The sequence below is a fragment of the Kitasatospora sp. NPDC059327 genome (genome assembly GCF_042752535.1).
GTDB lineage: Bacteria > Actinomycetota > Actinomycetes > Streptomycetales > Streptomycetaceae > Kitasatospora.
On the sequence record NZ_JBHYYB010000024.1, the window covers coordinates 90,258 to 113,214 of the forward strand.

The 22,957-nt window shown below is 73.8% G+C and carries 18 protein-coding genes; 6 read left to right on the forward strand and 12 right to left on the reverse strand.

Annotated features, from left to right (window positions below; genetic code table 11):
• Positions 1-104: 104 nt before the first annotated feature.
• Positions 105-530, forward strand: a complete 426-nt coding sequence (locus tag ACFXHB_RS17295; RefSeq protein WP_380575114.1) for a hypothetical protein — start codon at positions 105-107, stop codon at positions 528-530.
• A gap of 172 nt (positions 531-702) precedes the next feature.
• On the opposite strand, the gene ACFXHB_RS17300 is transcribed toward ACFXHB_RS17295, so the two are convergent.
• Positions 703-2,439: an amidase gene (locus tag ACFXHB_RS17300; RefSeq protein WP_380575115.1), complete on the reverse strand. Its 1,737-nt coding sequence runs from the start codon at positions 2,437-2,439 to the stop codon at positions 703-705.
• A gap of 153 nt (positions 2,440-2,592) precedes the next feature.
• Here ACFXHB_RS17300 and ACFXHB_RS17305 point away from each other — a divergent pair, with 153 nt between their 5' ends.
• Positions 2,593-3,303, forward strand: coding sequence for a TetR/AcrR family transcriptional regulator (locus ACFXHB_RS17305; protein WP_380575117.1), 711 nt, complete (start codon positions 2,593-2,595; stop codon positions 3,301-3,303).
• Between the two features lie 183 nt (positions 3,304-3,486).
• Here ACFXHB_RS17305 and ACFXHB_RS17310 read toward each other — a convergent pair whose 3' ends face one another.
• Positions 3,487-3,927 (reverse strand): DUF427 domain-containing protein, encoded by a 441-nt coding sequence (locus tag ACFXHB_RS17310; RefSeq protein WP_380575118.1) that lies wholly within the window; start codon positions 3,925-3,927, stop codon positions 3,487-3,489.
• A complete protein-coding gene (locus tag ACFXHB_RS17315; RefSeq protein ID WP_380575119.1) occupies positions 3,920-5,419 on the reverse strand; it encodes an MFS transporter in 1,500 nt (499 codons plus the stop codon). Before ACFXHB_RS17315 ends, ACFXHB_RS17310 begins: the two co-directional genes overlap by 8 nt.
• A gap of 121 nt (positions 5,420-5,540) precedes the next feature.
• On the opposite strand from ACFXHB_RS17315, the gene ACFXHB_RS17320 reads away from it, so the two are divergent.
• The gene (locus ACFXHB_RS17320; protein WP_380575120.1) at positions 5,541-6,074 is read left to right on the forward strand and encodes a winged helix-turn-helix transcriptional regulator; all 534 of its coding nucleotides are present in this window, start codon (positions 5,541-5,543) and stop codon (positions 6,072-6,074) included.
• 185 nt (positions 6,075-6,259) lie between these two features.
• Here the strand turns inward: ACFXHB_RS17320 and ACFXHB_RS17325 are convergent, their stop codons facing one another.
• The 7 genes from ACFXHB_RS17325 to ACFXHB_RS17355 all read right to left on the reverse strand — a co-directional run bounded on the left by ACFXHB_RS17325 (position 6,260) and on the right by ACFXHB_RS17355 (position 15,386).
• A complete protein-coding gene (locus tag ACFXHB_RS17325) occupies positions 6,260-7,261 on the reverse strand; it encodes a methyltransferase (protein ID WP_380575122.1) in 1,002 nt (333 codons plus the stop codon).
• 82 nt (positions 7,262-7,343) lie between these two features.
• Positions 7,344-9,284, reverse strand: coding sequence for an FAD/NAD(P)-binding protein (locus tag ACFXHB_RS17330; protein WP_380575123.1), 1,941 nt, complete (start codon positions 9,282-9,284; stop codon positions 7,344-7,346).
• Positions 9,281-10,804, reverse strand: a complete 1,524-nt coding sequence (locus ACFXHB_RS17335; RefSeq protein ID WP_380575124.1) for a methylaspartate mutase — start codon at positions 10,802-10,804, stop codon at positions 9,281-9,283. Before ACFXHB_RS17335 ends, ACFXHB_RS17330 begins: the two co-directional genes overlap by 4 nt.
• A 5-nt stretch (positions 10,805-10,809) precedes the next feature.
• Positions 10,810-11,325 carry a cobalamin-dependent protein gene (locus tag ACFXHB_RS17340; RefSeq protein ID WP_380575125.1) on the reverse strand — a complete coding sequence of 172 codons (516 nt, stop codon included), beginning with the start codon at positions 11,323-11,325 and terminating at the stop codon, positions 10,810-10,812.
• A 141-nt stretch (positions 11,326-11,466) separates the two neighbouring features.
• Positions 11,467-12,861, reverse strand: coding sequence for a fatty acid desaturase (locus ACFXHB_RS17345; RefSeq protein WP_380575126.1), 1,395 nt, complete (start codon positions 12,859-12,861; stop codon positions 11,467-11,469).
• 563 nt (positions 12,862-13,424) lie between these two features.
• Entirely contained in the window at positions 13,425-14,183 is a 759-nt protein-coding gene (locus ACFXHB_RS17350) for a hypothetical protein (RefSeq protein ID WP_380575127.1), read from the reverse strand.
• Positions 14,184-15,056: 873 nt separating this feature from the next.
• Entirely contained in the window at positions 15,057-15,386 is a 330-nt protein-coding gene (locus ACFXHB_RS17355; protein ID WP_380575128.1) for an ArsR/SmtB family transcription factor, read from the reverse strand.
• Positions 15,387-15,578: 192 nt separating this feature from the next.
• Between ACFXHB_RS17355 and ACFXHB_RS17360 the strand changes: the two genes are divergently transcribed.
• Together ACFXHB_RS17360 and ACFXHB_RS17365 are read left to right on the forward strand one after the other, a co-directional pair.
• Positions 15,579-16,997, forward strand: coding sequence for an MFS transporter (locus ACFXHB_RS17360; RefSeq protein ID WP_380575129.1), 1,419 nt, complete (start codon positions 15,579-15,581; stop codon positions 16,995-16,997).
• Positions 16,998-17,102: 105 nt separating this feature from the next.
• On the forward strand, positions 17,103-18,077 hold the full coding sequence (locus ACFXHB_RS17365; protein ID WP_380575130.1) for a quinone oxidoreductase family protein: 975 nt from the start codon (positions 17,103-17,105) through the stop codon (positions 18,075-18,077).
• 319 nt (positions 18,078-18,396) lie between these two features.
• Here ACFXHB_RS17365 and ACFXHB_RS17370 read toward each other — a convergent pair whose 3' ends face one another.
• Positions 18,397-18,747 (reverse strand): hypothetical protein, encoded by a 351-nt coding sequence (locus ACFXHB_RS17370; protein ID WP_380575131.1) that lies wholly within the window; start codon positions 18,745-18,747, stop codon positions 18,397-18,399.
• 400 nt (positions 18,748-19,147) lie between these two features.
• Here ACFXHB_RS17370 and ACFXHB_RS17375 point away from each other — a divergent pair, with 400 nt between their 5' ends.
• Positions 19,148-20,485, forward strand: a complete 1,338-nt coding sequence (locus tag ACFXHB_RS17375) for a GH1 family beta-glucosidase (RefSeq protein WP_380575132.1) — start codon at positions 19,148-19,150, stop codon at positions 20,483-20,485.
• A gap of 178 nt (positions 20,486-20,663) precedes the next feature.
• Here ACFXHB_RS17375 and ACFXHB_RS17380 read toward each other — a convergent pair whose 3' ends face one another.
• Complete coding sequence (locus ACFXHB_RS17380; RefSeq protein ID WP_380575133.1) at positions 20,664-22,928, reverse strand: MMPL family transporter; 2,265 nt, start codon at positions 22,926-22,928, stop codon at positions 20,664-20,666.
• Positions 22,929-22,957 lie beyond the last annotated feature (29 nt).

Here is a 22,957-nt window from a genome sequence, read left to right on the forward strand (position 1 = left end):
GTTGGTACCGGTGAGGGCCCGCCGGGCGGCGCCGGGTGGGCTGTGGCCCGGGTGCCCCGGGCGGTGGCCGGTGCGGCCCGGTCCTCACCCAGTCAGGAGCAGACATGCACAAGATGAAGGCCGCCGTGGTGGCCGCCGCCGTCCTCGCCGGAATCGGGCTGAGCGCGGCCCCCGCGTCGGCGGGTGACATCGACGTCCCCTCGCAGTGCAGCAACAACCAGTTCGGCGGCACGTTCCTGTGCGGCGGCGACTACGGTGGCGGCGCGACCTACTTCACCTTCCGGGACGGCACCAGCGAGATCTTCGTGATCGGGACCGACCACGCGGTGTGGACGCGGTGGACGACCGGCAGCTCGGGCAAGCTGAGCTCCTGGACCTCCATGGGCGGCTACTTCACCGGCAAGGTCGAGATCACCCGCCAGACCGTCGGCGGCGCCTTCACCATCACCGCGCGCGGCAGCGACTACAACCAGATGTGGTCCCGCGACCGTGACCAGAACGGGAACTGGAACGGCTGGCACAAGTTCTGATCGTGGTGGGGGAGTCCCGGTGAACCGGTCGCCGACCGCTCCGGGACTCCCTCGGCCCGCTCGTCGTCCTGAGCGTCCCGGGACGGGCCCGGCCCGTCGCGGCCCGGCCCGGCCCGGCCGGGACGCGAGCGGCGGGGCGGGAAGAGCCCCACCCCGCCGCCACGTGCTGGGCTCAGCGCGCCGACAGGCGCGGGGTGCGCGAAGGCTCCGTGCGTCGGTTTCCGGTGGCCTCGAAGGCCGCGCCGAGGGTCAGCAGGGCGTTGTCGTCGTAGGCGCGGCCGGCGAAGGTCAGTCCGACGGGCATGCCGGTGTCGGTCATGGTGCCCATGGGGACGGTCACCGTGGGGATGCCGAGGTGGCGGGGCACCAGGTTGCCGTTGGCGACCCAGACGCCGTTGCGCCAGCCGAGGTCGGCGGACGCCTCGTTGACGTCCATGTCCGCCGGCCCCACGTCCGCGACGGAGGGGAACACGACGGCGTCCAGGCCCAGTTCGTCCATCCACACCTCCAGGTCGACCCGGCGGGTCTCCTCAAGGCCGCGCAGTCCCGCTTCGAGGTGCGGCAGGTCGGTGAAGGAGGCGTACGGGCGCTCGCGCACCAGGCGGGGGTAGTCGCCGATGGTGTCGTCGAAGCCGGCGTAGCGGTCCGGGAGTTCGCCCTGCTGCTTGGGCCAGATGGCGGCGCCGTCGACCTCGGCCAGGGTGGAGAGCGCCGGGTCGCCGTTGGCGCGCAGGAAGTCGTCCCACGCCCAGGCGGACAGGTCCTCGATCTCGACCGTGAGGAAGTCCTTCCCGACCAGGCCGCGGGTGAACAGCGAGGGTGCGCCGGGGCGGTCGGACTCGTAGTTCGACACGACGGGGAAGTCGACCTCGACGACCTCGGCGCCGGCGGCCTCCAGGTCGCGGCGCGCGGCCTCCCACAGGGCGATCACCGAGGCGCGGGTGTCGATCCGCCGGCCGGTCTGGCCGCCGATGCCGCCGTCGGGGTTGGTGCCGGCGTCGGGGTCGGCGTTGACGTACATCGCGGGGACGCCGACGCGCTTGCCGGCGAGCGCGGCGTGCGCCGACGCGGTGTCGGCGGGCGCGAGCGCCGGGTAGGAGGCGGGGCGGACCCGCGAGGGCGCGGGCAGCGGCACCCACGGCTGTGCGCGCCACAGGTCGCCGCGGGTCTCCGGGTCGTCGGCGACGATGACGTCGAGCAGTTCGAACAGGTCGGCCATGGTGCGGGTGTGCGGGACCACGACGTCCATGGTCGGGACGAGCGGCCAGTTGCCGCGCACCGAGATCACGCCGCGGCTGGGGGTGTAGGCGCACAGCGCGTTGTTCGATGCGGGTGCCCGGCCCGAGGACCAGGTCTCCTCGCCGAGGCCGAAGGCGCCGAACGAGGCCGCCGTCGCGGTGCCCGAGCCGTTGGAGGAGCCGGAGCCGTAGGCGCTGGTGAGCCAGTCGGCGCTGTAGGGGCTCTCCGCGCGGCCGTACACGCCGCGCTGCATGCCGCCGTTCGCCATCGGCGGCATGTTGGTGAGGCCGATGAGGACGGCCCCGCCCGCGCGCAGCCGCTCGATCGCGAAGGCGTCGCGCTGGGCGACGAGGTGCTCGAACGCGGGCGAGCCGGCCGCGGCGGTCAGGCCCTTGGCGAGGTAGCTGTCCTTCGCGGTGTAGGGGATGCCGTCCAGCGGGCCGAGCGTCTCGCCGCGCGCGCGGCGTGCGTCGGAGGCCTCCGCCTCGGCGCGGGCGTCCGGGTTCATCACGACCATCGCGTTGAGCGCGGTGGGGGTGCCGGCCCGGTCGTAGGCGTCGATGCGCGCGAGGTAGGCGTCGAGCAGCCCGACCGCCGTGGCCTCGCCCTTCTCCAGCGCCGCGCGCAGGTCGGCGATACAGGTCTCCACAACGTCGAATCCGCGCGTCATGCGGGTGTCTCCTGAGGGTTGGGGCGGACAGGCGAACGGCTGGGCGTCCCGGCCGATCGCGCACACGCGGCCGGCACGCCTTCGGTCGCGCTGACTAGATTTTCAGTCTAGACTACTGGTCTAGATTCCCAGAACCGAGGTGAGGCCGTGCCGATGCCAGAGTCCGAGCCCACGCGGCCGCGGCGCCTCCTTCCGTCCGAGAGCGCCCCCGCGGCGGGCGCCGAGCCGGGAACCGCCCCGCCGGCCGCGCCGGCCCCGGCCGACCGCAAGCGCCGGCCCAGCGGCGACGAGGCGCGCGGCCGGGCGATGCTGGCCGCCATCGACGCCATCGCCGAGAAGGGCGCCGCGGCCGTGCGGATGTCGGACATCGCCGCGCGGGCCGGGATGAGCACCGGGCACATCCTCTACCACTTCGGCAAGAAGGACCGCCTCCTGCTCGAAGTCCTCGCCTGGAGCGAGGCGGACCTCGGGGCCCGGTTCCAGCAGGCGGCGGACGAGGCGGCCACTCCCGCCGAGAAGCTGGCGCTCTTCGTCCGCTTCTACCTGCCCCGGCATCAGGGCGACGAACGCTACGCCCTGTGGACGCAGGTCCTGGCCCAGCGCCACGACGACGTCGGCCGGCGCGTGCTCACCGAGCTCTCCGAGGTCTGGGAGGAGCGCCTGGAAGCCATCCTCGTCGAGGGCAGGGCCCTGGGAGTGTTCGCCGACGTGGACCCTCCCGAGTTCGTCATCAGGGCGGTGGCCATGCTCAACGGGCTCTCCGGGGACGTGATGTTCGGACGGCCGCGCTGGCAGCACGCCTCCGCGAACGCGTTCGCGCTGGCCGCCCTCGAACGCGAACTGCGGCCGACCGCTCGGGCCTGACGGCGCGGCCCGAGGCCGTTCGGGGGGCTGCCGCGAAACCGGCCGGTCGCCGATCGCCGGTGCGATCCGGCGGGACGTCCCGGCGGGACGTCCCGGCGGTCCGCCCCGGTGGGGACGTGAGATGCCGTCAGGCCCGGTCCCCGGGTGGGGGCGGGCCTGACGGCATCGGGCGTGACCGGGTGGTCAGTGCGAGGGATCGACGTCGATGTCGACGCGTTCCTGGTAGAAGGCGATCAGCCCGGCCAGGGCCTCCATGCCGGGCAGCGGGACGGGGTAGGACCAGGCGACGGCGCCGCCCTCGCCGTCCGGGGCGAGCGCGAAGTGCACCGCGTTGCCCTTGTGCGGGCAGTAGGTGGTCTCCCAGGAGGGGACGAGCAGTTCGCGGCGCACGTCCTCGGCCGGGATGTAGTAGCGGACGGGGTGGCGGCCCTCCAGGACCACGATCGGCCGCTGGCAGTCGGCGAGCACGACGCCGCCGGCGCGCACGATGATCCGGCCGCGTCCGGGCTCCAGCAGGATGCCGCCGTTGACGTGGCGCACAGGGTTGTCGGAGGGGGCGTCGAAGGTGGCGGCGGGGAGCGGCGCTTCGGTCCGGGCGTCGTGGTCGGGTCGCCGGTCAGCCACGGGACACCGCCGGGCGCTGGGCGCTGGCCGCCGCGCTGCCGGTCGCGTCCGTGCCGCCCGCACCACCCGCGCCGCCGCCCGACGGCGGTGGGGCGGCGGCCGGGGTGCGGCCCTCGGCGATGCGCGCCCACAGCGCCACGCCCGCCCCGACCGCGCACAGCGCCGCGGCCACCAGGACGGCGTGGTCGGTCCCGGCGGCCATCGCGTAGCGCGGCCCGCGGTCGTCGGTGGCCTGGCCGGCGACGGTCAGCGTGATGGCGACGCCGAGCGCCGAACCCAGGTAGCGGGCGGTGTTGTTGGCACCCGACCCCATGGCCGCCCGGTCGGCGGGCACGCTGCTGACGGCCAGGCGGGCGAGTGCCGCGTTGAGGACACCGCTGCCGATGCCGGCGAGGACGAGGCCGGGGGCGAAGTGCGCCCAGGAGCCGTCGGGGCTCATGCCGTAGAGGGCGGCCTCGCCGATGCCGCACAGCAGCAGGGAGGCGGCGACCTGGGTGGTGGCGGACACCCGGGTCGCGAGGCGGCGGGCCTGGAGGGCGGAGACGACGGACAGGCCGGACCAGATCGCGAGCACCAGGGAGGCCACCAGGGGGGTTTCCCCGGCGGACTTCTGGAGGGCCATCGGCAGGTAGCTCATCAGGCCGACGATGGCCAGGCCGGTGAACAGGGCGCCGCCGCTGGAGGCGATGAAGCCGGGGCTGCGGAACAGCGCGAGGTCGAGCATCGGTTCGGCGATCCTGGCCTCGACGAGGACGAACAGCGCGAGCAGCAGCACACCGAGGCCGAGCAGGAGCAGGACGGGGGCGCGACCCCAGCCGTGCCGGCCCTCGGCGAGCCCGGCGATCAGGCAGGAGGCACCGGCGGCGAGGGTGGCGACGCCCAGCAGGTCGAGCTTGCGGGGCCGGTCGTTGCGGGACTCCTGCAGGCCGTACACGGTGAGCGCGATCAGCAGGGCGGACAGCGCGGAGAGCACCCAGTAGACGGAGCGCCAGCCGCCGGCGCGCTCCAGCAGCGCCGCGTAGACCGGGCCGACGGCGATGCCCAGGCCCACCGAGGCGCCCCACATCCCGAGCGCCCGCACCCGGCCGGGGCCGACCGGGTAGACGTGGCCGATCAGGCCGAGGGTGGGGGCGAGGACGGCGGCCGCGGCGCAGCCCTGGAGGACACGGCCGATCAGGAACATGGTGGGGCCGGTGGCGGCCGCGGAGACGGCGGTGGAGACCAGGAGCAGCACCGCCCCGGCGCCGAAGACCCGTTTGCGCCCGTAGTCGTCGGCGGCGCTGCCCATGGTGAGGAGCAGGGCGGCCAGGCCGACCAGGGTGCCGGTGAGCACCCAGGTCTGGGCGGAGGGGCCGAGGCCGAGGTCGGCGGCGGTGGGCGACAGGGTGGTGAGCGGGGAGGTGTAGTCGACCAGGACGAGGAGCGTGCCGAACGCGGCGATCGAGAGGGTGAGGGCGGGGCGGCGCCCCTGGGGCGGCGGGCTGGGCGTCATCGGGGTGGTCCTCGCTGCGAGGGGAGGGGGAGAGGGTCTCCGACCTAAGGTCTGTTCATTGAACTCAACTGAATCTATCACGCCGGGTTCGGTGAAGGAACCTTCGGCTAGACTGGCCCGCATGGCGCTGGGAACCGATTACGCACAGCAGGACTGCTCGCTCGCCCGGGCGCTGGAGGTGGTCGGCGAGCGCTGGAGTCTGCTGATCGTCCGCGACGCCTTCTACGGGGTCCACCGCTTCAACGACTTCCTCGCTCATCTCGACATCCCGCGCGCCGTCCTCACCAGTCGCCTGCAGGCACTGGTGGCCGCGGGCGTGCTCCGCAAGGAGCCCTACCAGAGCTCGCCGGTGCGTCACGGCTACGTCCTGACGTCGGCCGGGCGAGAGCTGTGGCAGCCGATCTACGGCCTGGCGCAGTGGGGGGAGCGCAACGCCTCCACCGGCGGGCCGCGCACGGTCTTCAGCCACGCGGCCTGCGGGACGCGGCTCGACCCGGTGGGCGCCTGCCCGTTGTGCGGCGGGGCGGTGGCACCGGAGAACATCACGATGCAGCCGGGCCCGAGCGCGCAGGGCCGGCTGCGGCAGGACCCGGTCTCGCGCGCGCTGGCCCGGCCGCACCGGCTGCTGACGCTGGTGTCGCCCGACGCGGACTGACCCGCCGGCGAGGGGCGGACGGACCGACCCGATCGACGCCGGACAGCGGGACAGCCGGACAGCCGGACGGCCCGGCCCGCCCGCCCGGCCCGGGGGCGGGGCAGGCAGGCAGGTGGGGGCGGGCAGGCGGGCCGGGTGCCGCGCGGCCCCGACCGCGGGTGCGCGGTCAGGGCCGGGGTGCGCGGTCAGCGGGGTTCGGCGACCAGCAGCTTGCTGTCCAGCGGCAGGTCGTGGACCGCCGCGAGGGTGAAGCCGGCGCGCTCCAGCAGACCGGCGTACTCGGCGCTGGTGCGCTCGAAGCCGCCGGCGATGGTGAGCATGTGGACGTCGAACCAGGCGGCCAGCGACGGGGTGCCGTCCTCGGGGATGACGCGTTCGATGATCAGCAGGGCACCGTCGGCGGGGACGGCCTCGCGGATGCGCTCCAGCACCCGGACGCACGCCTCGTCGTCGCGTCCGTGCAGGACGCGGGAGAGCAGGTAGACGTCACCGCCGGCCGGGACCTTCTCGTAGTAGTCGCCGCTCTCGTACCCGATGCGTCCGGCGTCGGGGGACCGGGCGAGGTCGGTGCGGGCGGCGTCGACGACGTGCGCGGTGTCGAACAGGACGCCGGACAGCCCGGGGTGGGCGCGCAGCACCGTGGTGAGCAGGGCGCCGTTGCCGCCGGCGATGTCGACGACGGTACCGGCGCGGGAGAAGTCGTACAGGGCGGGGACAGGTTCGAAGAAGGAGGAGCTGGCGGCCATCGCGCGGTCGAAGCGGGCGGTGAGCTCCGGAGTGCGGGAGAAGTAGGGGTACATGGCGGCGCCGTGGACGTGTTCGAAGGCGTTCTCGCCGGTGCGCACGGTGTGCAGCAACCGGCCCCAGCCGGCGTAGAACTCGTCGCCGTAGAGCAGGGCGAGGTCGCGCATCGAGCCGTGCTCCTCGGTGCGCAGGGTGCGGCCCAGCTCGGTGGTCCGGTAGCGGCCGTCGGGGTCGGTGGCCAGCACGTCGAGCTCGACGAGGAAGCGCAGCAGCCGGGTGAGGGAGGGCTGGTGGGTCCCGGTGCGGTCGGCGAGTTCGGCGGCGGTGGCGGGCTCGGCGGCCAGCAGGTCGGCCAGGCCCAGGGTGGCGGCGGTGTGGACGGCCTGGGTGGCCCAGGGGCCGATGAGCAGGTCCATCATGCGGCGGGCGGCGGTGTCGGTCATCGTGGGGACTCTCCTGCGATCGGGGGTGCGTCGGGCTTGCGTCGGGCTTGTGTCGGGGTGCGGGGGCCGAAGCCGTGTGCGGTCAGGCGAGGGCCAGGGCGCGCCGGCGCAGGTTCTCCACGCCGGTGTGCAGGCAGCCGCGGGCGATCGCGTCGCCCTGGATGAGGGTGCGGGAGCCGACGTGGGGCCGGGCGCCGATGGCGGTGACCCATTGGACGGATTCGACCGGGGGGCCGTAGGAGAAGCGACCGCGGTGGGCGGCGCCCCGGGTGTCGAGCAGGCGGAAGGACACCTCGGCGACGTCGAGGCCGCCGGTGGTGTAGGGCTCGCCGTGGGCGTCGGGGATGACGTGGGGGCGGGCCGCTCCCGAGTCGAGGATGTGGCGCAGCAGCGGGTCCGTGGCGCGGCGCACGTCGGTGAGGGCGAGGTGGGCCTCCACCAGCGCCTCGGCCTCCAGCGGCGCCTCGTCGACCAAGGGGGAGGAGACGAGGAAGCGCCCGGTGGCCTCGTCGGCCTCGACGCGCATGCTCGGACCGACCAGGTGGACGGTGCCGGCCCGCACCAGGGCGTCGAGCTCCTCGACGCGGGCGGTGGGGGGTCCGCTGGCGATGTAGTTGTTGAGGCCGCTGAACCAACGGTCGACGTGGTCGCGGTAGGAGCCGCCGCGCAGGCCCTGATGGGATATCACCTGGCGGATCTCGTCGCGCAGGTCGCGCATGATCGCGGCGGTCGCCTTGAAGGGGCTGCGGGCGGGACCCGCGGCGGACTGTTCGAGGTCCCAGCCCAGGCGGCCGGCGATCCAGTCCCGGTAGGCGGCGCGGTCGGCGAAGCGGCGCTCCAGGCTGGGCCGGTCGACCTGGTCCCAGTCCCAGTGCTGGTCGGGGTCCTCGAAGCGGTCGGTGATCAGCTGCCGCATGGCCGGGGTGTCCCAGTCCAGGTCGGCGTAGGCGGCCAGGAAGTTCTCCCGCTCGGCCTCGGGGGCGTCGGCGAGGCGGCTGCGGTAGTAGACGAAGCCGACCTCCTTGGCGATGTAGGGCCACAGGTCGGCGCGGAAGTCGAGCTCGCCCTGGCCGGCGGTGCGGCGCAGGCGCGCGATGACCTCGGCGGTCAGGAAGCGCGGCTGGTAGCGGGGGACCACCTCCAGGTGCACCTCGGCGCGGGCGAGGTAGGGCACCCCGCGTCCGGAGCCGGCGTACAACTGCGGTTCGCGGCCGGAGGGGTGGTAGTGCAACAGGCCGTCCCCGTCGCGTTCGAAGCGTCCGCCGCGGCCCTGGGTGAAGAGGGTGGCGTAGTCGTAGAAGCTGAGGCCCAGGCCGCGCAGGATCAGGGGCCGACCGGCGGGGAAGGCGTCGAGGTCGCACTCGGCGGGGCTGAGGGGTTCGCGGTAGAGCAGGCCGTGGCGGTCGGCGAACTCCTTCAGATGCTGCTGGCCCTTGGTGGGGGAGACCTCGAAGTGGCCCTGGGCGAGGATGACGGCGTCGCACTCCAGGGGCTCCTCCTCGCCGTCCAGCAGCAGGAGTTGGGTGCCGCGGTCGGTGTCGTCGACGGCGGTGGCGCGGGTGGCGTGGACGTGGACGGAGACCTGGGCGGGGGCGTTGCGGATGATCTCCTGAAGGGCCCAGCGCAGGTAGGCGCCGTTGAAGGCACGGCTGCCGTAGGACCAGGGCAGCATGCCGGTGGCCTCCTGGCGTTCGGCGTCGGTGACGTCGGTGACGCGCCCGTCGGAGACCATGCGGGCGAACTGGTACTGGGTGGGGCCGGGCAGGATCGGGCCTTCGCAGGGGACGGACTCGTCGGTGAAGACGGTGACGTCGGAGGCGACGGTGTTCATGAGCAGGGACCGGTCCTGGTCGCGTCGCCAGACGCGGCCGCCGCCGGCCGGGTACGGGTCGACGAGGTGGACCTCGACGGGGATCGCGGGCGCCACCAGCGCGGCGTTGGCGCACAGCCGCTCCAGGGCGACGACGCCGCGCGGGCCGGCGCCCACGATCCCGACGCGGAGGATGGCTTGGCTGGTGGTCACAGGGCGGGTTCCTTTCCCGGGGTGGAGGTGGCGCTGCCGGCGGTGGTGCTTCCGGGGGTCGTGCTTCCCGGGGTGGTGGTGCTCCCGGGGGCGCTGGTGCTTCCCGGGGTGGTGGTGTCCTGGGGGAGTTCGCCGAACAGCAGGGGGAAGTAGTCGATGTCGCGGCGCAGGGCCTGGAAGAGGTCCGCGCCGGGCAGGCCGGTGGTGCCGGTCGTTCCGGTAGTGCCGGTCGTTCCGGTGGTGCCGCCGCCGGAGCGGGTGGGGCCGTCGAGCAGGCGGCGGTTGCGTGCGACGCTGGCGCCGGAGAGCGGCAGGCGGCCGGGGGAGTGGTAGCGCACGGCGCCGTCGCCGTCGCGCCGGGGGATGACCTCGGAGCGGGCGTGCCGGCTGGCGCTGAAGGGGATGTCGAGGCGGCCGGCCGCGAAGGCGGTGACGATCGCGGTGTCCAACCGCGGGGCGGCGAGGACGGGTTCGACGATCTCGGCGGTCTCGCGCAGGATCCACTCCAGTTCCTCGGCGACGGCGTCCTCGTCGACGGCGATGAAGTCGAGCAAGGGGGAGCGGGCGACGGCGGCCAGGCGCAGTCCGGCGGCGTTGGCGGCGGCGTCGGGGATGCCGTGGGCCTCCTGGTGGGTCTTGGTGATGAGCTTGGAGGCGCCGCCCAGGCGGGCGGTGAGGGCGCCGTAGAAGATGAGGTCGTCGGCGTGGTGGCGCCGGCGGGGGAAGACGCCCATGAACTCGTGCAGCACGGCGTGGACCTCGGTGCCGGCGGGCAGGTAGCGGGCGGCCAGGACGGGGACGGCGCGCAGGGCGGCGATGTCCTGGGCGAGGTGCCCGCTCTGCGGGTAGGAGACGCTGATGCAGCGCACGCCGGCGGCGGCCGCGGCGACGGCCTCCAGCACGCTGACGGCCAGGCTGATGGACGGCGGGACGAGGACGGCGGTGAGGGTACCGAACAGCTCCCGGTCCATGACCACGCCCAGGCCCGCGAGTTCACCGCAGAGGTGGTCCACCTCGGACCAGGCCGCCAGCGAGTCGGCGAGCGGCACGTCCTTGGAGTACGGCAGGTTGTAGGAGATGCCGCCGCCCTCGAAGGAGGTGATGCCGCAGGCCACGGCGGTGGCGAAGAGTTCGCGCGGATCGGGGGAGCCGTGCCGGATCTCCAGTGGGACGGCGACCAGTTCGTTCAGTTCCCGTCCGCGCTGCCAGCCGTGGGTGACCAGCGGGTAGCCGTTGAGGGTGCGGTGGTCGGTGCGCAGGGCTCGGGCGGCGTGCTCGAAGCGGCGCAGCCGGGTGTGCGAGTCGATGGTGAGGGTGAGCAGGTCGGGGCGGCCCTCGGTCTCCAACTCCTTGAGCAGCAGGGCCATCTCGCGGTGCCCGCCGACCCCGCAGCGCGGCTGCAGGGCGGTGCGTCCGCTCTCCCGGGCGCGGGCCAGCACCTCGGCGGCGGTGGGCTTGCCGAGTTGGGTGATGTAGGCCGCCGACTCCTTGAGCGTGGGCGGGGCGGGGGCGGTGGGCACGGGGGTCACCGGGCGGCGGCGGCCGGGACGCAGTCGGGCGCGGCGGGGACGTGCAGGGCGTCGAGGGTGGGGACCAGGTCGGCGGCGCTGGCGAGCACACGGTCGACGCCCAGGTCGTAGAGGCGGGTGACGGAGGCCTCGTCCTTGACGCTGCCGACCGAGAGGTTGCCGCCGACCAGGACCGGGCAGTGGATGCGCCCGGACCGCTTGGCGTCGGCGAGGTCGTACAGGTCCTCGTGGATCTGCCCGTTGAGGCTGCCGATCAGGACGGCCTCGGCCTGCGGGTGGCGCTCGCACGCGTCGGCGAACTCGGCGACCGGTGTGCAGGTGCCGAGGTTGACGACGGTGAAGCCGTCGGCGCGCAGCGCGTGGGCGATCAGGTGGTTGGCGACTGCGTGGCTGTCGCTGGCCGCGACGCCGAGGATCACCAGCCGGCCGTCCCGTTCGGGTGCGCCGGCGGGCGGGGTGGGTGCGGCCAGGGGTGTGGACGCGGGCGTCGATGTGGACGTGGGCGTGGGCATGGGAAACCGCCTATCCGTGGAGTACGGGCGGGTACGGGGTGTGGTGGTACGGGGTGGCACAGGAGTCCGGCTGACGGTCCGTCGGGTGGGGACGGTGGCCGGCCCCGTCGAAGGGGGTCGGTCGGTCGTCCGGGCGAACGGTCAGTCGTCGAAGGCGGCGAACAGCTCGCGCTTGCTGACCGAGCGGATGCGGGCGACGTCGAACTCCTCGGGGTCGGCCGCCGAGAGCGAGTCGAAGACCCGGTTGATCGCGGCGACCAGGCCCCACTCGGCCGTGTAGGAGGGCCAGTTGCGGTGGCCGTCCACGAGGTCCTGCTGACGGGCGAAGATGTAGTCGTGCCACTGCCGGCTGGCGGGGTAGCGGTGGTGGAAGTCGTGCACGACGGTGTCGCCGGTCAGCACCAGGTAGCGGGTCGGGAAGTGCACCAGCGCCATGCGGGCACTCCAGCGCAGCCAGCGCAGCGGGGCGGTGGCGGCGGGCAGGCCCGGGGCCGGTGCCGCCTCGCCGATGAAGATCGCGTTGGTCAGGCTCCCGAAGTACTCGCGGCCGCGGCGCACCGTGGTGCCGGGTGCGGGGAAGGTGTGCTTGACGCACAGCCGCAGGGTGTTGCTGATCTGGTAGAGCACGCCGATCGGTACGAACCAGACCACCAGGACGGCCGGCCAGGCCCCCAGCAGCACGGCCGCCACCCCGCCGCCGCCGTACAGCGCGAGGGCGATGGCCTTCTCGGCGGCGGCGCTGTCGTGCCAGAAGGAACGCACCCGGGAGATCGCGAAGGCCAGGTGGAAGCGGGGGGAGAGGGTCTTGAGCAGCACCCGTCGCCACATCCGGCGCCGCGTCATGCCCGGGTGCAGGTCGAGGCTGATCAGGAAGGCCTGGACCGTGGGGTCGCGCAACGTCATGTGGTGGACGGCATGGTGGTCGGCGACATGCTCGCGGCTGTAGCGCTCGAAGTTCTGGATCACCAGGAGGGCCGAGATCGCGTGGCCGACGGCGGTGTCCAGCCGGCGGCGCCCGAACATGTTCCGGTGCGAGCACTGGTGGTAGACCATCATCCGCAGGTTCCGCTGGCCGTGCAGGGTCATCGCCCAGCCGGGCAGCAGCAGGAACAGGAACCAGGAGCCCAGGACGAAGCCGATGGTGGACACGGCCGCGCCGGCCAGGACGGACAGCGAGGCGGTGGCCAGGTGGAAGCCGGGTGACAGGGCGACGGGACGCTGACCGGCCAGCGGGCGCCCGGTCAGGAAGGTGAGCGGTAGCTGGAGCGGGCCGGGCAGGCGCCGCATGCTCTCCCGGACCGGGTCGGCGGCCGTCTCGTCGTCGGGCGGGTGCGGTGCGCCGGCCGGGCCGGTTGCGGCGGCCGGGTTCGTGGTGGCGGCCGGGTTCGTCGTGGTGGTGGTCGGGCCGGCTGTGGTGGTGGTCGGGTTCGTTGTGGCGGTGGTGGTGTGCGGTGCGGCGTCGCGTACGGCGGCGGAAGCGTCCGAAGCGGTGTCGTGCGTCGTCGGAGAGTGCGACGCGGTGTTGCCAGGTCTCATGGCGGGCGTGCCTTCCTGCTGGGCGGCAGCACGACGCGTCGCCCGCCCCGGCGCCGCGGTGTAAGCGGGCAGGGCGGAGCGGAGCGGGGCGAGGGTCGTGACACCGCTGTTCGAACAGCACACAGGTCTGGACAACGGGATGGCGCGAGGGAATGCCCGGACCACGGCCGCTCAGGCCGGATGGTCCGGGAAGAACAAGGGGCGGCCCGAGGGTGGACGTCCCGGGCGGCGAGCGGCGGGCGGCGCGGCGCCATAGTGGCGCAACCTTGTCATGTCGCCTGCGGTCAGTGCGGCTTCACGCTAACCACGCCTATCGGATCAAGTCAAGCGGCAGCCGAGTGGCGAGTGACATCCCGTCAGCTCTGGTCAGTACGAACGCGAATGGGTTACGCTCCCCAGAACTGGTGAACGAACCTGACTGGCAGTCAGGAAGTGACTCTGCCGGCGACCGAGGGAACGCGGCAGGGTCCATCCGGATGCCTGGAGGTACGCGAGGGGGTCCCGTCGAGGGGTTCCCGTGGGGGAAGGGAGTCACAGTTGCAGCGCACGCGACAGCCCTGTGGTCAGGCCGGCTTCAGGGCCGAGGCCGACGTCTTCCGCGCGCCGGTCACCAGATCCAGATACCCCGCGTCCTTCGCTTTCGCCGCCCCATTCGCCTCCGCTTCCGTCCCCGTACCCGTCTCCGCCTTGGTCCCCGCATCCGCTTCCGTCGCTCGCGGGGCTGTCCGGCCCCGCGCCGTCGCGTCCAGCGCCGGCAGACAGCGGCCGTACGACATCTGCGCACGCCGGCGGTCATGAAGAGTCGGCAGGTTCCTGCTCCGCGCCTCGTCGGCGTAGGACGGCGCGCGGTCGTGATCCCCTTCCACCCCGGCCCAGCACGGCCAAGCCCGCAGGAACGGTCGGAACGCCTCCCGACCGGTGCCGCCCACCGGGTACGGCGCCCGCTGCGCCTCGGTGATCGGCGCGCCGACCTCCTCGGTGGGCCAGCCGTGTCGGCGCGGCGCGTCCGTGGCCGACCGGTGCGCCGACATCGTCGGCCCGGGACTCAACTGATCGGCACGAGAGCACAGTTCCCGCACCCGTCCGGAGAACGGATGCCGCGTGCCGTCCTGCGTCCCGACCCGCTCCGGCGCCGTCGACCCCCGCACCTGCTCGGCCGCGGATGCCCGCTGTGGCACCCGCATGGCCTCCTGCCGGTTCCCGACTCCCGCCGGCAGCTGCCTGACCGTGCGCTCCATCGCCCAAGGTGCCGCCGGCGGCACGGCCCGCGCGGCGCCGGTGTCCGCCCGGTCGGCGTCGTGCTCGGCCGGTTCGCTCGGCACCTGCGCGCACGCGGTGCCGTCGTCCTCCGTTCGGTGCGTCGTCCTACCCGTCGTCCCGTACGCCTTGGGGAGCCGCCACGGCAGGTCCCGGCTCCCGCCGGCGGGCGCGTCGTGGGGGGCCTCGGCCGCCGGTGTGATCGCCGGTGGCTCGTGGCCGTCGCGCCGGGGGGCCGTGGCCGCCTGGGCCGACGGCGCGTCCGGTTCCGGTCCGCGCGCGTGCGGGGCGGTGCTGCCGGTCGGCGGCGAGGCGGCCTCGGGCTGTCCGGGTGCCGGTGGCGCGGTCGGTGGCCCGGCCGGGTCGGCGGCGAGGTGCTGGAGCGTTCGGGGCAAGGGGAGGCGGTGGTCCGTCTCCGGACCTGAGACGCGGCCGGTCGACACCGGGCCGACGGCCGGTTCCGTCCGCCGGGCGCCGCGTACCGGGCGGAGCCGCCTCAGTCGGCGGCTCGACGCCGGTTGCTCCACTGCCGTCACCTCTTCACCTCCGTCACCGCTCCCGTCACTGCTCACCGTTGCCGTTACTGCTTGCCGGCACCGTCACTGCTCACCGCTGCCGTTACTGGTCACCGTCACCGCTCCTGGTCACCGCCACTGCTCCGTCGCCGCGCGCTTCCCGTGAGGAGGAACCCACGATTCCGGCACCGTCAGACGTATGGGTCACTCGCGTTCCGGCTCCGTTCGCCGAAGGGGCTCGGGCTTGCGCGGCGCGGCCCCGCGGGCGTCCGCGGGGACAGCCGGCGGTCGGCGGTCGGGCTTCGGTGACCTGGAAGGATCCCGGGTCGGGCGAAGGCCCGCCGTGACCCCGCGGGAGGGTCCGGTGCTACCGGTGGCCGCCCCCGTGCGTCCGTCGTTGTGACAAAGCTATGACAGGTTTTGTCAACTGGCAATGACCGGACCGCAGTCGGCGTCTCCGGAGGGTCTGCCGGAGCCGGTCGCGTCCTCCGCGAGGACGAGGGCGAGCAGGCCGGGGAACTGTGCGTCGAACTCGGCCCGGCGCAGCCGGTTGTACCGCCGGGCGCCGGTGTCGCGCTGCTCGACCAGGCCGCTCTGGCGCAACGCCGTGAAGTGGTGACTGCGAGTGGCCTTGCTGACGCCCAGCTCGAAGGTGCCGCAGGCGCGGCTCCAGTCCGCACTGCCGGCCAGCTCGCGCACGATCGCGCGTCGCACCGGATCGGCGAGCACCTGCAGCACCTCGTGCAGCGTCACCTCCGCCGGGTCCGTGTGCTCCAGGCCACGAGCACGCCGGGAGCGGCTGTCACCCGTCGGAGTCAAGGCACTTGACGAACTGTCACGGATGCGACTTTCATTCATGGTGATCGACCTCCATCGAACACTATAGACCGCGAAGGCCCTTCGCGGACCTGGGTCGACGACTTCCATCTGAACGGGGGCTGCCTGATGAGTGAAGCCATCGAGACCCCCGGGCGCGCCCGGTCCCCACGTCGCGGCGCAGGCGCCCCCTTTTCCGGTGTCGGCGGGACGGCCGGCACCTCCGGGCCCGGCGCGGGCGCCCTCGGTTCGGTCTGCCTCGGCTTCTTCATGGTCCTGCTCGACGGAAGCGCGCTCAACGTCGCCCTGCCCGACCTCAGCGCCGAATTCGGCGGCTCGCTGGCCACGTTGGAGTGGACGGTCAACGCCTACACCGTCGCGATGGCCGCCTGCCTGCTCGGCGGCGGCGCCCTCGCCGACAAGCTCGGTGCCCGTCGCCTCTTCCAGGCCAGCCTGCTGCTCTTCGTCGCCGCCTCCGCGGCCTGCGCGGCCGGGCCCGGCATCGGGGCCCTGATCGCCGCCCGCGTCGTCCAGGGCGTGGCCGCCGGCGGTCTGCTGCCGGCCTCGCTGGCCGTCATCGCCCACATGTACCCCGACAGCGCGGCCCGTGCCCGGGCCTTCACTGTCTGGGGCGGCGTCAGCTCGCTGGCCCTGGTGGCCGGACCGGTGGCGGGCGGTGCGCTGACCGCCGGCGTCGGCTGGCGGGCGATCTTCCTGGTCAACGTCCCCATCGGACTGGCCGCCGCCGTGGTCTGCCGGCGCAAGGTGGCCCCCTCGCCGGTGCGCGCCGTCCGACTGGACGTGCTCGGCCAGCTCGCCACCGCGGCCCTGGTCGGGTCCGGCATCGGCACCCTGGTCCAGGCCGGGGCCCTGGGCTGGAGCGCGCCACTGACCCTGGTGCTCGCCGCCACCACGCTCGCCGCCGCCGTCGCCTTCGTCGCCGCCGAACGATTCGCCACCCACCCCGTCCTGCCCCTGGACACCTTCCGTCGCCCCGGTTTCACCCCTGCCCTCACCGTCGGCGCGCTCTACCAGTTCGGCGCCTACGGCGCTCAGTTCGCGATCTCCCTTCACCTGCAGCGGCACTGGGGGCGTGACGCGCTCGGCGCCGGCCTCGCCTTCGTCCCCTTCGCGCTCTGCTGGAGCCTGGCCTCCTTCGTCCTGGCCCGCGCCGTCCAGCGCACCGGGGTGCGGGCCCTGGTGATCACCGGCGCCGCCACGGCCGCCGCCGGCGCCCTCGCCCTCCTGCCGCTGGCCGCCACCCCCGACTGGTGGCTGTTCACCGCCGGCAGCTGCCTGCTCGGACTCGGCGCCGGCCTGATGGGCCCCTCCCTGCCCACCCTGGCGCTGCGCTCCCTGCCCCCCGACCGGTCCGGCCTCGCCTCCGGCTCCCTCAACGCCTTCCGCCAGATCGGCGGAGCGGTCGCGATCGCCCTGTTCGGCCCGGTCCTGGCCGGGAGCGGCGCCGGTGGCCTGCGGGTCTGCCTGGCACTCGTCGCGGCCGGCTTCCTGGCCGTCACCTGGGCGGTGCACCGCAGCGTGCGCTGACCTCAAGCCGGCTTCCGGCGGCTCGCGCCTCCCGCCCCTCCCTTCCTCTCGTCCCTCCCACCCCTCCCTTCCGACCTTCCGACCTTCCGAGGAGAACGAACACCCATGCGCGCAGTGGTGGTCCACCAGCCCGGCGGCCCCGAGGCCCTCACCTCCGTTGAACTCCCCGACCCGGTCCCGGGCCCCGGCGAAGTCCTGGTCCGCACCGGCGTCATCGGCGTCAACTTCAAGGACGTCTACGAACGCGAAGGGCGCACTGGCGCCACCGCCCCCTTCGTCCCCGGCTGCGAGGGCGCCGGCACCGTCGTCGCCACCGGTCCCGGCGTCACCTCCCCCGCCGTCGGCGACCGCGTCGCCTGGTGGGCGGCCCCCGCGAGCTACGCCGAACTCGTCGTCGTGCGGGCGGGCGCCACCGTGCCGGTGCCCGACGACATCCCCGACACCGACGCCGCGGCCGTCCTCCTCCAGGGCCTCACCGCCCACTACCTCACGACCACCACCTGGCCCACCCGCAAGGGGGCCACCGCCCTGGTCCACTCCGCCGCCGGCGGCCTGGGCGCCCACCTGACGCGCCTGCTCGCCGCCGCCGGCGTCCGGGTGATCGGTACGGTCTCCAGCCCGGCCAAGGCCGCCGCCGCCACCGCGGCCGGCGCCGAGGAGGTGATCGTCCGCGCCGACGAGGACTTCGCCGCCCGGGCGCGCGAACTGACCGGCGGCCACGGTGTGGACGTCGTCTTCGACGGCATCGGCCGCGACACCTTCGAGGCTGGTCTGACCTGCCTGGCCCGCCGCGCCACCTTCGTCCTGGCCGGCGCCGCCTCCGGCCCCGCCCCCGCCCTCGACCCCCAGTCCCTCGCCGGCCACGGCTCCGTCTACCTGACCCGCCCCACCCTGGTCGACCACGCCACCGACCCCGCCGAACTGCGTGCCCGCGCGGCGGAGGTCTTCGACTGGCTCCGCCAGGGCCTCCTCACCCTCACCATCGCCGCCCGGTACCCCCTTGCCGACGCGGCCGACGCCCACACCGCCCTCCAGTCGGGCACCACCACCGGCAAGCTCCTCCTGCTCCCGTCCCTCTGACCGCGGTACGGGCACCTCGGCCCCCGGGCTCCGGGCGGCGCGGACTCCCTGAGGAGTAGCTGCGCCACAGCCGGACTCGGCCGGTGGCGGTGGTCGTCCACGCCGGGTACTCGGCGCCGCCGTCCCGCGAGCCGATCGCGGGACGGCGGCTTTGCTCCCGCGCCATGAGCGCTCCTCATGTCTGTGGGCCTCTGGCCATCGCCCCCGCGAGGACGGAGCAGGCCGGGCCGGGGTGTTCCGACCTCCCGGTGGGCTTCCGCCGGGGTGCTTGCCACCGCTGCCCACCGGAGCGGGGCTGTCGCACTCGTGGCCGATGGACTCACGCCCGGTAGATCGTCTCGTTGCCGTCCTGGTCGTACAGCTCGACGGTGTACGACAGTCCGAGAGCGGTGAATGCGGAGAGGAGATCGTCAATCCGCTCGGGAACGACGACACCCCCGAACCTCACGGGTTTCTCGGAGAACAGCTCCAGCTCGGCACAGGTGTGCTGGACCTCGAACTCGGTCCAGCTGGACCTGCGGACTCGCCAGCCGGCCGCAAAGAAGGACTGTGCGATGTCCAGGGCACTCACCGCTGACGGGAGGAAGCCGTAGACATTGTTGCCAAGGTCCAGGTCGTACCCGTTCTGGTCGAACCGTGGGCCTTCGGTGCCGTCGGAGGTGAACTGCATGGTGGTCAGTATGGGTGTCGGGCAGCGGCAGCGGGACTGTGGGCTCGTCAGGCAAGTGAGCCAGCCCCACTCTCCGTAGCGTTGCGCCGATTCCGGGACGGTGGTGGAGCCGCCGGATTGCGGACACGGGCCTCGTCGTCCCGCTGCCGGCAGACCAGTGGGGCCAGTTCGGCCTCGGCGGGAGGGCCGCCGGGTCGGCCGGGCACCGGAGGCGTGGCGAGTGTGGCCTTGAATGACCTGGCGTGCACGCCTGTTGACATTGTCGAGCGCCGAGTCGGTCTGGCGGTCGAGATGGAGTGTGGGCGGGGAGGCCGCAGACCGAAGTCCGTGGTTGCCCCTGGCGGTCCGGCATCGCGTCAGTAACATGAGCAGTCCTCATATCTCTGTTCGGGAGGCTGCCATGCCGAACCGTTTCGACCTCCCGGCGGGCTTTCGCTGGGGTGTTTCCACCGCCGCCTACCAGATCGAGGGTGCCGTCACCGAGGGCGGCCGCGGCCCGTCCGTCTGGGACGTCTTCGCCGCCCGGCCGGGCGCCGTCCGGGACGGTCACACCGGCGCGGTGGCCTGCGACCACTACCACCGGTATCCCGAGGACATCGAGCTGATGCGCGGCCTCGGGCTGGACGGCTACCGCTTCTCCCTCGCCTGGACCCGCGTGCAGCCCACCGGCGCGGGCCCCGTGAACCCCGCCGGGCTCGCCTTCTACGACCGTCTGGTCGACGCGCTCCTCGAAGCCGGCATCACCCCGCTGCCCACCCTCTTCCACTGGGACCTCCCGCAGGCCCTCGAAGACCGCGGCGGCTGGCTCGACCGCGACACCGCCAACCGCTTCGCCGACTACACCGCCATCGTCGCCGACCGCCTGGGCGACCGCGTCCCCGCCTGGATCACCCTCAACGAGCCGTTCGTGCACATGGTCTACGGCTACGCCCTCGGCATCCACGCCCCCGGCCACGCCCTGATGCTCGACGCCCTGCCCGCCGCCCACCACCAACTCCTCGCCCACGGCCTGGCGGCCGCCGCACTGCGCGAGCGCGGCCTGGAGGTGATGATCGCCAACAACCTCACGCCGGTGCGGGCCGCCTCGTCCTCTGACGCCGACGTGGCCGCCGCCCAGGCCTACGACGCCCTCCACAACCGTCTGTTCACCGACCCCCTGCTCCTCGGCCGCTATCCCGACCTGTCGGCCTTCGGTGTCGCGGACGACCTCGGCGGCAGCGTCCGGGACGGCGACCTCAAGCTGATCGGCGCCACCCCGCTCGACGGCCTCGGTGTCAACTACTACAACCCCACCCGCATCGCCGCCCCCACCGACCCCGGCCTCCCCTTCAGCGAGGCCCCGATCGAAGGCGTCCCGCGCACCGCCTTCGACTGGCCCGTCGTCCCGGACGGCCTGCGCGGACTCCTCGTCGGCCTGCGCGACCGCTACGGCGCCGCCCTCCCGCCCGTCACCATCACCGAGAACGGCTGCTCCACCGCCGAGGACCTCGATGACACCTTCCGCGTCGACTACCTGGCCGGCCACCTCGACGCCCTCGCCACCGCCGTCGCCCAAGGCGTCGACGTTCGCGGTTACTTCACCTGGTCACTCCTGGACAACTTCGAGTGGGCCGAGGGCTACCACCAGCGCTTCGGCCTCGTCCACGTCGACTTCGGGACGCAGCGGCGCACGCCCAGGGCGTCGTACGCCTGGTACCGGGATCTGATCGCCGCCCACCGGGCGAGGTTCGCGGGGTGAGCGCGCCGGGCGACCGCGCCGGTCGTCGTTCCGTCCTTCGTCGGTGATCACCGTGTGTGGGTGCCCGCCGCGGTCGTCGTGGCCGGCGAGGCCGCCTGGACGCTGGTGCCGCTCGCCGCCTTCCGCCGTGGCCGGCGGACCGCAGGTGTCGTGGGACGCCTGCGGTCCGCCGGTGTCATCAGCCGACCACCGCCGGGGAGCGGGGCGCCTCGGGGGCGGGCTTCGGCTGGTAGTACTCGGTGTGTCCTTCGACGTGGAGGTGGGGCAGACGGCGGTCCAGCCAGCCGGGCAGCCACCAGTTGCCGCGGCCGAGCAGGTGCATCACGGCCGGTACGAGCAGCAGTCGGACCAGCGTGGCGTCGATCAGGATGGCCGAGCCCATGCCGACGCCGATGACCTTGATCGGCAGGTCGGGCGACGGGACGAAGGCAGCGAACACGGCGACCATGATGGCCGCCGCCGCAGTGATCACCCGCGCGGTGCCCGCCAGCCCGCGGACGATTGACTCCGCGTTGTCGTTGGTGCGCAGCCAGGCCTCGCGCATCCGACTCACCAGGAAGACCTCGTAGTCCATCGAGAGGCCGAACAGGACGGCGAAGGTCAGCACCGGGACGAAGGCCGGCAGCGGGGTGGGGCTGTCGATGCCGATCAGTCGGCCGGCGGTGCCGCCTTCGAGGACGAGGGCGACCACGCCGTACGCGGCGCCGACGGAGAGCAGGTTCATCACCGCGGCCTTGAGGGCGACGGCGAGGCTGCGGAAGGACACCAGGAGCAGGAGCATCGACACCGTGACCACGCCGCCGACGAGCAGCGGGATGCGGCGGGCGATGTTGTCGGTGCTGTCGATCGCGGCGGCCGTCGCCCCGCCGACGTGCACCCGGACGCCGGGGCCGACCGCACCCGGGATGACGTGATCACGGAGGTCGCGGACCAGGGTCTTGGTGGCGTCGGACTGCGGACCGCTGTCCGGGACGACGGTGAGCAGCAGCGAGCGGCCGTCGGAGCCGGGCACCGGAGGGGTCACCGCCGTGACGCCGGGCACCGCCTTCAGCGCGGTGGACAGCGAGGCCGTCGCGTCGGCGGGGGTGCCCGGCGCCAACTCGGCGACCAGGACCAGTGGTCCGTTGCTGCCCGGCCCGAAGCCGGCGGCCACCGCGTCGTACGCCAGCCGGTTCGAGCGCCCGGCGGGGTCGTTGCCCGCGTCGGGGAAGCCGAAGCGCACGCCCAGGAACGGCGTCGCGAGCGCCAGCAGGACGACGACCCCGGTGACGGCACCGAGGACGCGGTGACGCTCGACGAGCCTGCTCCAGCGCAGCCAGCCGGCGCCCACCGGGCTCTCGCCCCGGGGGGTGCGGCGCCGGGGCAGGGGCAGCCGGAGGCGCTCGATGTGTCGGCCGAGGTAGCCGAGCAGGGCCGGGAAGAGCGTGGCGGACGCGGCGATCACGACGAGGACGGAGAGGATCGCCGACACCGCGGCGCCGCGCATGAACGACAGGCCCATCGCGAACAGCCCGAGCATGCTGACCACCACGGTCATTCCGGCGACCACGACCGCGCGGCCCGCGGTGTCCAGCGCGGCGACCGTGGCGGCTTCGGGTTCGAGCCCCTCGGCGCGCCACTCGCGGAACCGGGTGACCAGCAGCAGCGCGTAGTCGATGCCGATGCCGATGCCCAGCATCGCGGCGAGCGAGGTCGACCAGTCCGGGACCGGCATGATCGCGGCGAGGACCGGCAGCAGGGCGCTGCTGACCGCGAGTCCGCCGAGCGCGGTGAGCATCGGCAGGCCGGCGGCCACGACCGAGCCGAAGGTGATCACCAGGATCAGGGCGGCGGCCGCGATGCCGATGCCCTCCGAGCCGATCGCGCCCTGCTCGGCCTGCTGGACCGTCATGCCGCCGAGGTGGACGCGCAGGCCGCCGTCGACGGGGCGGGCGAGGTCGAGCAACCGATGGGTGTCCGCCTTCGGCATGTCGGGGGCGACGGCGACGTCCAGGTGGATCTGCCCGAGGGCGGTGCGGCCGTCGGCCGACACCTTGCCGCGCGGGCCGTACGGGTCGTCGATGCCGCTGACGTGCGGCACCTCGGCCATCCGGGCGAGCAGGTCCTTGACCCGGTCGCGGGTAGCGGTGTCGGTCACGGTGCTGTCAGAGGTCAGCACCAGGTTGATCGATTCACCGCCCAGCCCGGGGAAGTCCCGGGTCAGCTGCTGCTGGGCCTGCTTGGAGTCCGAGCCGGGCGCGGTGTAGTCGGCGCTGTACTTGGCGCCCAGGCCGGCCGAGAGGCCGAGGGCCGCGCCGGCGGCGAGCAGCCAGAGCAGCACCGTGCGGCCCCGGTTCCGGAAGCTCCACCCGGCTATTCGGCCCAGTGGGCCGGGCCGGTGCGGCCCGTTCCCCCCGGCGGCTGTCCGCCGGTCCTCGCGCAGTCCCTGGGACATGTGGGACATGTGGTCCTCCGTGCGTTGTCAGGGGCTCC

What these genes read in the sequence shown, in the direction of transcription:
- ACFXHB_RS17325 (WP_380575122.1), bottom strand. Translation starts at nt 7,261, where the DNA reads ATGACCGACACCGCCGCCCGCCGCATGATGGACCTGCTCATCGGCCCC.
- ACFXHB_RS17375 (WP_380575132.1), top strand. Translation starts at nt 19,148, where the DNA reads ATGCCGAACCGTTTCGACCTCCCGGCGGGCTTTCGCTGGGGTGTTTCC.
- ACFXHB_RS17305 (WP_380575117.1), top strand. Translation starts at nt 2,593, where the DNA reads ATGCCAGAGTCCGAGCCCACGCGGCCGCGGCGCCTCCTTCCGTCCGAG.
- ACFXHB_RS17295 (WP_380575114.1), top strand. Translation starts at nt 105, where the DNA reads ATGCACAAGATGAAGGCCGCCGTGGTGGCCGCCGCCGTCCTCGCCGGA.
- ACFXHB_RS17345 (WP_380575126.1), bottom strand. Translation starts at nt 12,861, where the DNA reads ATGAGACCTGGCAACACCGCGTCGCACTCTCCGACGACGCACGACACC.
- ACFXHB_RS17365 (WP_380575130.1), top strand. Translation starts at nt 17,103, where the DNA reads ATGCGCGCAGTGGTGGTCCACCAGCCCGGCGGCCCCGAGGCCCTCACC.
- ACFXHB_RS17380 (WP_380575133.1), bottom strand. Translation starts at nt 22,928, where the DNA reads ATGTCCCACATGTCCCAGGGACTGCGCGAGGACCGGCGGACAGCCGCC.
- ACFXHB_RS17360 (WP_380575129.1), top strand. Translation starts at nt 15,579, where the DNA reads ATGAGTGAAGCCATCGAGACCCCCGGGCGCGCCCGGTCCCCACGTCGC.
- ACFXHB_RS17340 (WP_380575125.1), bottom strand. Translation starts at nt 11,325, where the DNA reads ATGCCCACGCCCACGTCCACATCGACGCCCGCGTCCACACCCCTGGCC.
- ACFXHB_RS17320 (WP_380575120.1), top strand. Translation starts at nt 5,541, where the DNA reads ATGGCGCTGGGAACCGATTACGCACAGCAGGACTGCTCGCTCGCCCGG.
- ACFXHB_RS17300 (WP_380575115.1), bottom strand. Translation starts at nt 2,439, where the DNA reads ATGACGCGCGGATTCGACGTTGTGGAGACCTGTATCGCCGACCTGCGC.
- ACFXHB_RS17370 (WP_380575131.1), bottom strand. Translation starts at nt 18,747, where the DNA reads ATGCAGTTCACCTCCGACGGCACCGAAGGCCCACGGTTCGACCAGAAC.
- ACFXHB_RS17315 (WP_380575119.1), bottom strand. Translation starts at nt 5,419, where the DNA reads ATGACGCCCAGCCCGCCGCCCCAGGGGCGCCGCCCCGCCCTCACCCTC.